Consider the following 11,613-nt stretch of genomic DNA (forward strand, 5'->3'; position numbering starts at 1 on the left):
TTGTGTTTATAAATTATTTAAGGCAACAAAAATAACTATAAATCCATAGTATACAATCAGAAAGCCATGTTTTTTAAATAAGATATTTACAAAAGGTACAAATAAGCTACAGTTTCAATAAGTCACGCAACTTTTCCACCGATTTTTCTATTTGGGAACGATCCTCCAGTTCATCGGCATTAAAAACATATTGGGCTTGCGAATAAAAAGGAGTACGTTTCTCCAATGCCCGGATAATAAATTCTTTCAACTCGTCGTCCTGTTTACCCTGTAAAATAGGACGTTGCTGTTTAGCCACACGCAACCTACGGAACAGCACATCGGGATGTACATTCAAAAAGACCGTCTTACCGTTGCGGTTCATAAAATCCATATTATCAAAAAAACAGGGAGCACCGCCACCTGTGGAGATCACAACATCCTCAAAGGCGCCTACTTCATGCAGCATATTCTTTTCCAACTCCCGGAAACCTGCCTCACCACGTTCCACAAACAATTCGCCTACCGTTTTATGAAAACGTTCTTCCATATACCAGTCCAGATCGACAAACGGAAGATTTAATTTCCGTGCGAATGCTTTCCCTAATGTCGTTTTACCGGCTCCCATATAGCCGGTCAGAAATATACGAATCATAATTGCCTATCTTTTTGAGACAAAGATAGGCAATTATATATTAAAAAGCTCACGGTATGTAGTAAATAAAATCGATATGCTTATTTAAAAACTTTCACTCTTTCCGAAAGTTCCTTGAATTCTTTATCGCCCGGTTCTCCGGCGGGCATTCCAAACGGCATCTCGGCTATTAAATGCCAACTTGCCGGAAGTTCCCATGTGCAACGAACTTCTTCATCGATCAAAGGATTATAGTGTTGCAGAGAAACACCAAAACCGGCATCTTCAAGCATCGTCCACACCGCTAATTGGTGCATGGCAGATGTTTGCATAGCCCATCCCGGAAAGTTATCTTTATAACTGATAAATTTATTCTGCAGATCCTGCACCACATTCTGATCCTCAAAAAACAGTACCGTACCATATCCACTGGCAAAAGAATGATCTATCTTCGCTTCTGTATTTTTGAAAGCTTCCGGAGTCACTATCTTCCACAATGTATTTTTAACGATCTGCCACAATTTCCGATGGTTATCGCCCAATAGCAATACGACACGGGTGGATTGTGAATTAAAAGCCGATGGTACATGTGTTACGGCAAAATCGATAATTTCTTCTATTTCTTTATCGGAAATCGGCGACTGGTTTGTAATTGCATAGTAAGTCCTTCTGTGTTTTAAGGCCTCTTTAAAAGATTTCTCCATTATAACTCCTTTCTTTATTATGATATCTATAACAAAGAACAACCGATCATGAAAAGTTGTTCGGTAAAAGAAAATATTTGTAACTTTGCCACTCAAATGAAAAAGATAAATGGGTAAACAAAAGTTTTACGTGGTATGGGAAGGAGGTACTCCGGGGATTTATACCTCCTGGACAGAATGCCAACTCCAAACAAAAGGTTATGAAGGTGCTAAATACAAATCCTTCAGTACCCACGAAGAAGCTGAACGTGCCTTTCATTCGTCTCCTTATGCCTATATCGGAAAAAATGCCGTAAAAACAGAAAACAAGCACAAACCCTCTTCCGAAGTATTACCCGCAGCCGTAGTAGAAAACAGTCTCGCAGTGGATGCCGCCTGTAGCGGTAATCCCGGTCCGATGGAATACCGTGGAGTACATGTGGCCAGCAGGCAGGAGATTTTTCATTTCGGCCCCATGAAAGGTACAAACAACATCGGAGAATTTCTGGCATTGGTACACGGACTTGCCTTGTTGAAACAAAAGGAGTTTGATATGCCCATATATAGCGATAGCGTAAATGCAATCAGCTGGGTGAAACAGAAAAAATGTAAGACCAAACTGCCCCGTACCCCGGAGACGGAAGCATTATTTCTCCTTATCGAACGTGCGGAAAAGTGGTTAAGAGAAAACACCTATTCCACCCGTATTTTGAAATGGGAGACCAAAGAATGGGGAGAGATTCCTGCTGATTTCGGACGAAAATAATTGCAGACTACTTGAATTTCTTAATCAGAAAAGCCGGATTTACTCTAAGATAAACACCAAATGAGAAATTAGTCATGCTTCCTTCCGGAACAAGTTCACCACTCGCCAGCTTCATGGTACCGGGCATTGAATAATACAGATCGCCTTTTGCACCGAAAGCGTAGTGTTTTCCAAAAGTCCGGGAATATTCGACGGAAAGGAAACAAGTTTGAGGGTCATCGTAAACCGCTCCCTCTGTCTTCATAGAAACAGCACCAAAATAAGGGATGCCGAATAAAGAGATAAAATCTTTGCAAACAAAATAGCCGCCTTTTACACGAATATTATTTCCTAAATCAAAAGAGGCTTTCGTGTATAATCCCACCCCTTTGTCAAAAGGCCACAACTTGCCGGATTCCTGATAATATCCCAACATGTCCGCCTCAACATTTATCCGCTTCAACACTTTGCGGTTTACGTTCCAAACAATACCGGCGCCAACAGAACCATTTGCCAAAGTTTGCACAGGACGGTCGTTATCCACAATCTGTTCTCCCCCCCGGTGCTGAATGGTCATCTGTACCGGCAAATAATAATGGAAACGAGATTCCGGTCTATTAAATTTAACCAAAGAAGAGAGACCGACCGTAAAAGCCTCCTGATGGGTGTCCGCTTCAAAAATAAAGCTCTGCCAGTTGATCCAGGCATCGAAATGCCAACGTTTTAAGTCACACAATACTTGAAATCCGGTTTCCGGATCGGCCGTCAAGTTCAGTTCGGGATTATAAAGGGGCTCAATCAGTCTATGATTTTCACCGCCATACAGATTACCCAGAACCAGATTTACCCGCGACAAAGCCAGTTGCGCACGGAAATAAGGCAAAATATGCGTACCACGCTGATACTGGTTTCCTTTCCAGATTGCAATATCATGATAAGCATAATTGGGAAACTTATAAGCACCGCTATAAATCAAGGCATGAACTCCCAATTCCAACTTTATATTCTTCAATGGATAAAACACTCCCTTAGGCTGTAGCCACAGACCGGGCAAAGAGTATCCGTTTATAACGCTTCCTGCAAACTCATTGTCCTTAAAAAAGCTGATATTATCAAGTTCAACCAGAAGTTCTCCCTGTCTTTCCGGATCAATCTCGTAATCCGTCCGGCATAAACGTTCTACCATCTGGGCATGGGCTGCCGAGCCAAGCAAAGTAACAACCGTCAGACAACAGGCTATCCTACGGACATATTTATTGAGTTTCATCGTATCTGCAATTTTATCAAAGCGACTGCATGTCATTAAGACGTTTATAATACCCATTCAAGGCCAATAATTCTTCGTGCTTACCGCGTTCTACTATTTCCCCTTCATAGAGAACACATATTTCATCCGCATTTTTTATTGTAGAAAGCCGATGGGCTATTGCAATCGTCGTACGAGTTTTCATCAGACGTTCCAACGCTTCCTGTACCAGACGTTCGGATTCCGTATCCAAAGCAGAAGTAGCCTCATCCAGAATCAAAATAGGAGGATTCTTCAAGATAGCGCGTGCGATACTGATCCGTTGCCTCTGGCCACCCGAAAGCTTACTTCCACGATCACCGATGTTGGTGTTATAGCCATCCTCTTTCTCCATAATGAAGTCATGTGCATTGGCAATCTTCGCAGCCTCAATCACCTGCTCCATAGTCGCATTCTCTACACCGAAAGCAATATTATTAAAGAAAGAATCATTAAACAGAATAGCTTCCTGATTAACATTGCCAATCAAGGTTCGCAAAGCAGAGATACGCACATCCTTTATACTGGTACCATCAATCGTTATTTCACCTTCCTGCACATCATGATAACGCGGCAACAGGTCAACCAATGTCGACTTACCCGATCCGGATTGCCCTACCAAAGCGATTGTTTTTCCTTTAGGCACAGTCAGATTGACATGCTTCAAGACTTCTTTCTTACCATTATAACTGAATGAAATATCCTTAAACTCAATTTTATCATTCAAGCCGTTCAATGGTTTCGGATTAGGAATTTCCTTTATATTATTCTCAGCCTTCAATATCTTGTCTACGCGCTCCATAGACGCCAATCCCTTAGGAATGTTGTATCCGGCTTTAGAAAATTCTTTCAACGGATTGATAACACTATACAGAATCACCATATAGAAAATAAACGAAGGAGCATCAATCGTAGAGTTCTTCCCTAAGATCAACGAACCACCGAACCATAGTACAATAACAATCAATATGGTACCTAAAAATTCGCTCATCGGATGTGCCAGCGCCTGCCGCATAGCCACCCGGTTATTGGCATCCCTCAATTCATTACTGCATTTGGCGAAGCGATCCACCATTCTTTTTTCTGCAATGAATGCTTTGATAATACGCAATCCTCCCAGCGTCTCTTCCAATTGTGACATTGTATCACTCCATTTTCCCTGCGCTTCCAACGACTGCCGTTTCAGTTTCTTACCAACCACTCCCATAAGCCATCCCATCCCGGGAAGAACCAACAGAGTAAACAGGGTCAACTGCCAACTGGTGATGATCAATGTTCCAAAATAGAATATGATAAGTATGGGGTTTTTGATCAGCATATCCAGCGAACTGGTTATAGAATTCTCTACCTCCCCCACATCACCACTCATACGAGCGATAATATCTCCTTTCCGTTCTTCTGAAAAAAAGCCCAAAGGTAATGACATCACCTTTGAGTAAACCATAATACGAATATCCCGAACTACTCCTGTACGCAAAGGAATCATGACTGCCGAAGAAGCAAAGTAACAAGCGGTTTTAAGCAAAGTCATAAAAGCCAAAAACAGTCCTAAGAAAAGCAAAGTCATCGACGGACCATTTACCTCAATCATGTGTGATACATAATAATAGAAATTATTCACAGCTATGTCTTTCAAGCTCCCAGTCGAATCCCAAGGCATAAATTCATATACCTTACTATCCATTTCAAATAAAATTTGAAGGATGGGAATCAATAGCGTAAACGAGAATATATTGAATACTGCTGACAAAATATTCAAAAACACGGCTCCCACCACATATCTCCGGTAAGGAGATACGAACCGTTTCATGAGTTGCAAGAATTCTTTCATTAACTTGTACTAAAATGATTTAGGCGACAAAGATAGAGGAAAATCTCCGAAAATCATATCTAAACATCGATAGAAAACACAGGAATTCAACAATTATCTTAATTATAGTTTGTCTGGCACATTATTATCCCCTTCTCATTCATCAGCATGTATTTTTCAACAAGTATAATAAAAAAGCATTATCAACACCCTCCTTTATTCTATCTTTAACGATGTAAGTGTGAAATATTAAATATCTTATCAAATTCATACAGCCAAATAGAAAATACTCCCCCCCGGAATAATTCAGGATGAGCATTCAAAGCTTTCTGCTTCAACCCAATGCGGGTTTTAGCATCTTTCAAAAGTCGTTTTAAAGTACGTCCACCAACAACGTATTGTTGATAAGAGGATAAATTCAGCAAAGATATCATATATTCAAGAATTCGCCCCCCCTCTATAAAATATGCACCCTCTTTTTCTGCCTTTGGTGATACTTTATTATCATGCTGTCGAAAATAATTCAATTTACGGTTTATACGAATAACATTACCCTGCCGACATATCTCTATCCAAAAAAGCCAATCACCACAATAACGAAACTCTTTATAGCCACCATTCACTTTCGTATAGCATTCTTTTCGAAACAACACCATGCTGGCATTATATACACTGGGGCCCCATAGCATATTCTTTATAAGAAAATCTCTACTCGCAAATTTTGTCTGCAACGGCAATTTAGATGAAAATTTATCCCAATCCAACGCCATGTGTTGTCCATCAGCATCTACCATCTGCGAACCGGTAAAAGCTAAAACGACATCCGGATTTCCTTCTAATGCCGTAACCGTTTCTGTTAAAAAATTCTTTTCAGCAAAATCATCACTTTCAGCAATCCAAATATATTTACCTCGAGCTAAAAGCAAGCCCTTATCCCATTGTTTAAAAGTCGTACCACTATTTTGTTCATTAAACACGATATGGGTAACCCGATTATCGGATTGATATTTTAACAAGATATCACGACTATTATCAGTAGAACAATCATCCAGAAGTATCAACTCGAAATTATCAAAATCTTGAGCCAAGATACTATCAATACGTGACATTAAATAGGCACTATGATTATAATTCGGTACAATTACAGAGACCAGAGGTTCGTTCATCTCAAATATTTATCAATTCCATTATCACACCACTTAACATGGTTTTCCTTTACTACTTCCAGAGCATGCAAATGTTGCCCCTCATTATGGCGGGAAGCCTCCTTATGCCAAAGATGATAAACAATTCCTCCCATCTTTAAAGCTTTCTTTCCAACTCCTGCAAAATGCAAACGATACACCAGCTCTCCATCTTCATGTCCCCAATCCTGCAAATCCTCATTATACCCATTTATTGATATAAAATCATCCCGCCAGAAAGCCAGATTACACCCACGCATATGATCTATGACTTTTGCATACCGTTCTGCCAGGAAAGAGCGCAGTAATCTGGAACGAAAGCCATTCAGGATAAACCCTGCTTTAATTTCCGAAACATTCAGCTTTAAACTGATATCACTAATCAATCTTTTAGTCACCATTGGTCCTAACTTAGTACGGCTTCCACAGACAAAATATCCTTTATCCATCATCTCAATATGATCTTGGATAAAATGACGTTCCATAATTACATCACCATCTATCTGGATGATATAATCGCCTTTAGCTTGCGCAATAGCCTTATTCAAGATTGAAGTTTTTCTAAATCCTTTATCTTCTTGCCAAATATGGACTATAGGAACTTTTAATACTACTCTAAAATCATCTATCAATTTACGAGTATCCTCTCTCGAACCATCATCAGCTATCACAATCTCATCCGGAGAAACCGTTTGAATAGAAGCACTCAACAGACATAATCGTAACGCATCTTCCCAATTATACGTAGAAATCAGCAATGACACTTTTGTATCCATCTCTCTTAAAGTTAGGTTAAACAGTCATGAACAATTTTTCAAAAGAACTAAAATTACTCAATTGCAATGGCGCATTCTTATCCATGATCCAATAAATCGGACGATTATTATAAAATGCAGCCATCAACGAGAAAGTACTCTTTACACCTATTATATAGTCGCACTGAGACAGCAAACACAAGTCCTCCGCCTCATTTCCCTTCGGACAATAAATACTTTTCAGCCCTAAAGCCTCCCTGTAACAATTCACATTTAAATTACGATCATTGGTACAAATAAAAACAGAAACTTTTTTATCAGGAAAATTGTCCAAAAACTGACGTATGTGCTCAATATACACATCATCATTAAAAAAATATTTTCCGCCCATCCAGACCTTATAATCACCTCTGCGAATATGAACGGCCAAACGTACGTCCGTACCGTCTGCTTTTGTATGTTCCTCTAAAAAAGATTTTATTTTATTTAAAACCAAAGATTTAAAGGCAAACATATCTTTAATTTCTGTCCGATATTTCATAAATAATTCAGGAAAACGAAACTGCCAACCATCAATAGCAACCATTCGATGCCTTTTCAACTCTGCAAGTACATCAGGGGTTACATCTGTTGGCTCGTCCAGAAAAAAACACTTTATCAACTGCAATTTAATCAACATTTTTGCAAAAAGATAAACCGGCCAACGGTGATACTTATAAGTACAGACTTCAAAGTAACGATATTTATAAGCAAAACGCATTGATACGACTTTTACGTTGTTTTCCTTTCCCCATACATAGGCATGTGCGTATTGCAGAATGTTATTACACATTTGCCCATATCCTTTTACAAAAATCATATTCACAATATTTGTTTTTACTTTTCCTAAGAACTTACTTTCGCTCTATATTCTGCAAAAATAACAATAAAAAACTGATTATTTTAACTTTAAGCCTTAATTCTTCCTACCAAGATGGTTAATAAACTCATAGCCTTTTAATTATTATCACTTTTCTTCTGCTTAATTTAAATTTCCAAATACATACAATAAAATGTGAAAGACACATGCAGAAATAAAAAAAAGGAAAATACAAGTTTGCAATACAAAAAGAATATCATTTATATTTCCATCTTTGACAAAAACATAAACAAACATTCCTTCATTACTTTAGTAGTCTGCATGAATACAAATAAAAAATCTCCCTCTAAACTTACAATTTGACAAAACGACATTCTTTTTTTCATAGAATCCTTTCGTTAAGAGAAGATACCGGTACGAATGTAAAAAACGCCATTATTCCCTAACTCCTTTTTCCAAAATCATCTATTCACAAGTAATTAACTGACATATTTCTCTTCAATTTCAACATCCGCCGGCAATTCACCATCAGAACCTACATATTTCATACTTTTTTCCATACGAAAGCCCTCCAAAACAGAGAAGCAATTAGAGTCAAAAAGCGTTCTTTCAAAAAGAATTATTTTTTCTCATAGAGAATCTTACCGTTCCTCTACGACTTTCAAGTCGTTTCTCGTAGAGCAACCGGGTTTATCAAGTAGAGACATTCCGACTAAGATACCAAGAAAATATACATATATATTCAATTTAAGCAAAAAATATGCAATAAGAACCGTATATTATCTACATTATCATGCAACCCATTTTCTATTTACTACTTTTTTGCAAAAGTGAATTACAGGAAAACAATCAATACAACAGCAAAATGATAGTATATTCTCTTTTTTAATAACTTTCGCACAAACATCAATCAGTAAATCTAATTACTTCATCACAAGAATCAGACCAATTCCATTCGTTTTAACCCAATTTTTCAACTAATATCTTTCACATCATGCAGATCAAAAACAGAATAAAAAGCTAATTATATAATATTCAATTATAATTCTTTCTATCTTTGCTTTAGAAACGAATCAATAAAGCATATCACAATGAAAATATCAGTTATCATAAATACCTATAACGCATCAAAACATTTAAAACAGGTTCTTGAAGCCGTAAAAGGTTTTGATGAAATAGTTATCTGTGATATGGAAAGCACTGACAATACAATTGAGATTGCAAAAACATTTAATTGCAAAATTGTAACTTTCAAGAAGGGAAACCATAATATCGTAGAACCAGCACGCAACTTTGCTATCCAACAGGCTTCACATCCTTGGGTGCTTGTAGTAGACGCAGACGAAGTGGTACCCGAGCAATTAAAAGAATATCTTTATAAACAGATAGCAAGCCCCGATTGCCCTGCAGGTATTTACATTCCACGCAAGAACTATTTTATGGGCAGGTTCATGCATTGTCATTATCCGGATCATATTTTAAGGTTTTTCAAAAAAGAAGGAACTGTATGGCCCCCCATAATCCATGTGTCCCCTATAGTAGAAGGAACATTGTTTTCGATTCCTGCCAGACGTAAAGAGTTAGCTTTTGTCCATCTGGCCAATGACAGCGTTTCTGATATTATAAGAAAAACCAATGAATATACCCGAAATGAAGTAGAAAGAAAAAAAAATAAAAGATATGGAACCCTCGCATTCTTTTATCGCCCTTTTTTCCGATTCTTCAAAACATATATACTGAAAGGAGGTATACGAGACGGTAAAGAAGGCTTTATAAAAGCCTGCCTGGAAGGATATTATCAATTTGTAATGCTCGCAAAGCTCACAGAACACCATAAAGGCAATCATACAGATAATAAATAAAGTTCACCAAAAAGAATCTAAACACATATATACAAGCCACCATGCAACCTGTTTTTCCTTTAGTTTCAATCATAACTCCAGTGTATAATGCTGAGAAATATTTAAAAACATGTATAGATAGTGTCTTAAAGCAGACTTACACAAACTGGGAACTAATCCTGGTAAATGATGGAAGCACAGACGGCAGTTTAGATATTATAAAACAATATGCACAACTCGATGTCCGAATTAAATATATAGATAAAATCAATGAAGGACCATCCTTATCCAGAAAATCAGGCACAGAGCAAGCAAAAGGGAAGTACATTCAATACCTGGACAGTGATGATTTTCTGCAAGAAAATGCGATTGAATATTTAACTGATAAAGCAGAAGCAACCAATGCAGAAGTTGTTGCTGCCCCTTTCTTTTTCTATTACTCAGAAAACAAGATGGACATTTCCGGGCATTTTTCATTTCAGGAAATGACAGGTATGGAATATTTTAACGAGATTCTTTCAGGAAGAGCTTATTGGAGTGTCTGGTCCAACTTTCTTTCCCGTTCTCTTTTTGAAAGAAACGATATATCATTCGTTCCGGAAATATCTTTCGGTGAAGACGCCATATTAATGGTACAACTATTATATCACACACAAAAAGTAGTAGCTTTGGAACAGCCCATTCTCTATTACAGACAAATAGAGTCGTCCATTTGCCACGACATAACCCCTAAAAGACACGAAGACTTACGGACTTACACCAAGTGGATAGAAAGATTCATGATAGAAAAAGGCTTATACGAATCCTATCGTAACAACCTGATACTAAAAAATATAGAAATGGCTTTTTTATGCATGCATTGGGGATATTATGAGAATGCAGACAAAGATATGAAGCGTATTGTCAAAGATATAAAGAAGCGTCCGCAATTACTCAAATGCCTGCCGGGAAGACAAAGAAAAATCATCAAAGTATACCGCTTCTCTTCCTGGCTGGGATTTCTAAACCTGATGCATTACAAAAAACAAGGGAAATTATAATTCAATCCAATTCTACATCTGCCGTATGCACCTCTATTTTCTCTATATCCGGTAATTGAAGATAATCTCCATAGAGACGGGTCAGATACTTGTCGACACTTCGGGGAGCAGGAAAGTAGCTCCCTTCAAACTCCACCTGTGAAAGAGGAAACAATTCACTCTTTCTGCGAGATATCGAGAACCAACTTCCCCAAGTATGCCTGACTTCGTCACGAATACTTACCCATGACCAAAGACGAATCCAGAAATATCTGACCGACAAGAAAAACCACTTCCGGACAATCAGCTTTTCTCTTTTCTGCCTGTCTTTCTCCAAAGCAGCCTTGTCTTTCAGCTTCTGATGCTTTCTGACAAACTTCCGTGCCAGCTTTTCCGACAATGGCTCTAAAGGAAACAAGTCAACATACACTCCTTTATACTTATAAAAGATATCTGCATCATGTGTCTCTTTAATCACAGAATGTAAATCCCTTAATTTCCCAAAAGGATAAAGATAATGTGTATCTGTTTTATGCGTTTGCAAAGCATATTTTGAGTCAATTTCCCGTCCAAGAACTTTCACAAGCTTCAAATAATCTTTCCGAAGCATCTCAATATCCAGATCATCGTCCCAAGGAATGAAGCCGCCATGCCTCACCGCTCCCAAGAGAGTTCCGGAGCTTAACCAGTAAGAGATATTGTGCTTTTTGCATACACCGTCAATATACTTCAGCATTTCCAACATACGCAATTGGTGGTTGCGCAACGATGAACCATCCGGATTAAAACGCTCTCTCAATTCTGCTTGATTGGCCATAA

Annotated in this window: 11 protein-coding genes; 3 read left to right on the forward strand and 8 right to left on the reverse strand. The window is 38.1% G+C overall.

The window, feature by feature from the left end; all coding sequences use genetic code 11:
- Positions 1 to 106 precede the first annotated feature (106 nt).
- Positions 107 to 634 carry a shikimate kinase gene (locus tag QVP90_RS04705; RefSeq protein ID WP_007479296.1) on the reverse strand — a complete coding sequence of 176 codons (528 nt, stop codon included), beginning with the start codon at positions 632 to 634 and terminating at the stop codon, positions 107 to 109.
- Positions 635 to 714: 80 nt separating this feature from the next.
- Positions 715 to 1,317, reverse strand: a complete 603-nt coding sequence (locus QVP90_RS04710) for a nitroreductase family protein (protein WP_021935788.1) — start codon at positions 1,315 to 1,317, stop codon at positions 715 to 717.
- Positions 1,318 to 1,426: 109 nt separating this feature from the next.
- Here QVP90_RS04710 and QVP90_RS04715 point away from each other — a divergent pair, with 109 nt between their 5' ends.
- Positions 1,427 to 2,062, forward strand: coding sequence for a ribonuclease H1 domain-containing protein (locus QVP90_RS04715; RefSeq protein ID WP_021935789.1), 636 nt, complete (start codon positions 1,427 to 1,429; stop codon positions 2,060 to 2,062).
- Between the two features lie 7 nt (positions 2,063 to 2,069).
- Here QVP90_RS04715 and QVP90_RS04720 read toward each other — a convergent pair whose 3' ends face one another.
- The 5 genes from QVP90_RS04720 to QVP90_RS04740 form a co-directional block, all read right to left on the reverse strand.
- Entirely contained in the window at positions 2,070 to 3,308 is a 1,239-nt protein-coding gene (locus tag QVP90_RS04720; RefSeq protein ID WP_007479302.1) for a hypothetical protein, read from the reverse strand.
- Positions 3,309 to 3,324: 16 nt separating this feature from the next.
- Positions 3,325 to 5,157: an ABC transporter ATP-binding protein gene (locus QVP90_RS04725; RefSeq protein ID WP_021935790.1), complete on the reverse strand. Its 1,833-nt coding sequence runs from the start codon at positions 5,155 to 5,157 to the stop codon at positions 3,325 to 3,327.
- A gap of 206 nt (positions 5,158 to 5,363) precedes the next feature.
- Positions 5,364 to 6,302 carry a glycosyltransferase family 2 protein gene (locus QVP90_RS04730; protein WP_021935791.1) on the reverse strand — a complete coding sequence of 313 codons (939 nt, stop codon included), beginning with the start codon at positions 6,300 to 6,302 and terminating at the stop codon, positions 5,364 to 5,366.
- Positions 6,299 to 7,096, reverse strand: coding sequence for a glycosyltransferase family 2 protein (locus QVP90_RS04735; RefSeq protein ID WP_005927474.1), 798 nt, complete (start codon positions 7,094 to 7,096; stop codon positions 6,299 to 6,301). The genes QVP90_RS04730 and QVP90_RS04735 overlap by 4 nt, the downstream gene beginning before the upstream one ends.
- Positions 7,097 to 7,112: 16 nt before the next feature.
- Positions 7,113 to 7,934 (reverse strand): alpha-1,2-fucosyltransferase, encoded by an 822-nt coding sequence (locus tag QVP90_RS04740; protein WP_021935792.1) that lies wholly within the window; start codon positions 7,932 to 7,934, stop codon positions 7,113 to 7,115.
- Positions 7,935 to 9,025: 1,091 nt separating this feature from the next.
- On the opposite strand from QVP90_RS04740, the gene QVP90_RS04745 reads away from it, so the two are divergent.
- On the forward strand, positions 9,026 to 9,796 hold the full coding sequence (locus QVP90_RS04745) for a glycosyltransferase family 2 protein (RefSeq protein ID WP_005927486.1): 771 nt from the start codon (positions 9,026 to 9,028) through the stop codon (positions 9,794 to 9,796).
- A 41-nt stretch (positions 9,797 to 9,837) separates the two neighbouring features.
- Positions 9,838 to 10,815 (forward strand): glycosyltransferase family 2 protein, encoded by a 978-nt coding sequence (locus QVP90_RS04750; RefSeq protein ID WP_005927488.1) that lies wholly within the window; start codon positions 9,838 to 9,840, stop codon positions 10,813 to 10,815.
- 1 nt (position 10,816) lies between these two features.
- Here the strand turns inward: QVP90_RS04750 and QVP90_RS04755 are convergent, their stop codons facing one another.
- The gene (locus tag QVP90_RS04755) at positions 10,817 to 11,611 is read right to left on the reverse strand and encodes a LicD family protein (protein WP_005927491.1); all 795 of its coding nucleotides are present in this window, start codon (positions 11,609 to 11,611) and stop codon (positions 10,817 to 10,819) included.
- Positions 11,612 to 11,613: the final 2 nt, after the last annotated feature.

It is taken from the genome of Bacteroides sp. CAG:189, from assembly GCF_000432295.1.
GTDB classification, from domain to species: Bacteria; Bacteroidota; Bacteroidia; order Bacteroidales; family Bacteroidaceae; genus Bacteroides; species Bacteroides salyersiae.

What these genes read in the sequence shown, in the direction of transcription:
- QVP90_RS04715 (WP_021935789.1), top strand. Translation starts at nt 1,427, where the DNA reads ATGGGTAAACAAAAGTTTTACGTGGTATGGGAAGGAGGTACTCCGGGG.
- QVP90_RS04725 (WP_021935790.1), bottom strand. Translation starts at nt 5,157, where the DNA reads ATGAAAGAATTCTTGCAACTCATGAAACGGTTCGTATCTCCTTACCGG.
- QVP90_RS04730 (WP_021935791.1), bottom strand. Translation starts at nt 6,302, where the DNA reads ATGAACGAACCTCTGGTCTCTGTAATTGTACCGAATTATAATCATAGT.
- QVP90_RS04745 (WP_005927486.1), top strand. Translation starts at nt 9,026, where the DNA reads ATGAAAATATCAGTTATCATAAATACCTATAACGCATCAAAACATTTA.
- QVP90_RS04750 (WP_005927488.1), top strand. Translation starts at nt 9,838, where the DNA reads ATGCAACCTGTTTTTCCTTTAGTTTCAATCATAACTCCAGTGTATAAT.
- QVP90_RS04740 (WP_021935792.1), bottom strand. Translation starts at nt 7,934, where the DNA reads ATGATTTTTGTAAAAGGATATGGGCAAATGTGTAATAACATTCTGCAA.
- QVP90_RS04735 (WP_005927474.1), bottom strand. Translation starts at nt 7,096, where the DNA reads ATGGATACAAAAGTGTCATTGCTGATTTCTACGTATAATTGGGAAGAT.
- QVP90_RS04720 (WP_007479302.1), bottom strand. Translation starts at nt 3,308, where the DNA reads ATGAAACTCAATAAATATGTCCGTAGGATAGCCTGTTGTCTGACGGTT.
- QVP90_RS04755 (WP_005927491.1), bottom strand. Translation starts at nt 11,611, where the DNA reads ATGGCCAATCAAGCAGAATTGAGAGAGCGTTTTAATCCGGATGGTTCA.
- QVP90_RS04710 (WP_021935788.1), bottom strand. Translation starts at nt 1,317, where the DNA reads ATGGAGAAATCTTTTAAAGAGGCCTTAAAACACAGAAGGACTTACTAT.
- QVP90_RS04705 (WP_007479296.1), bottom strand. Translation starts at nt 634, where the DNA reads ATGATTCGTATATTTCTGACCGGCTATATGGGAGCCGGTAAAACGACA.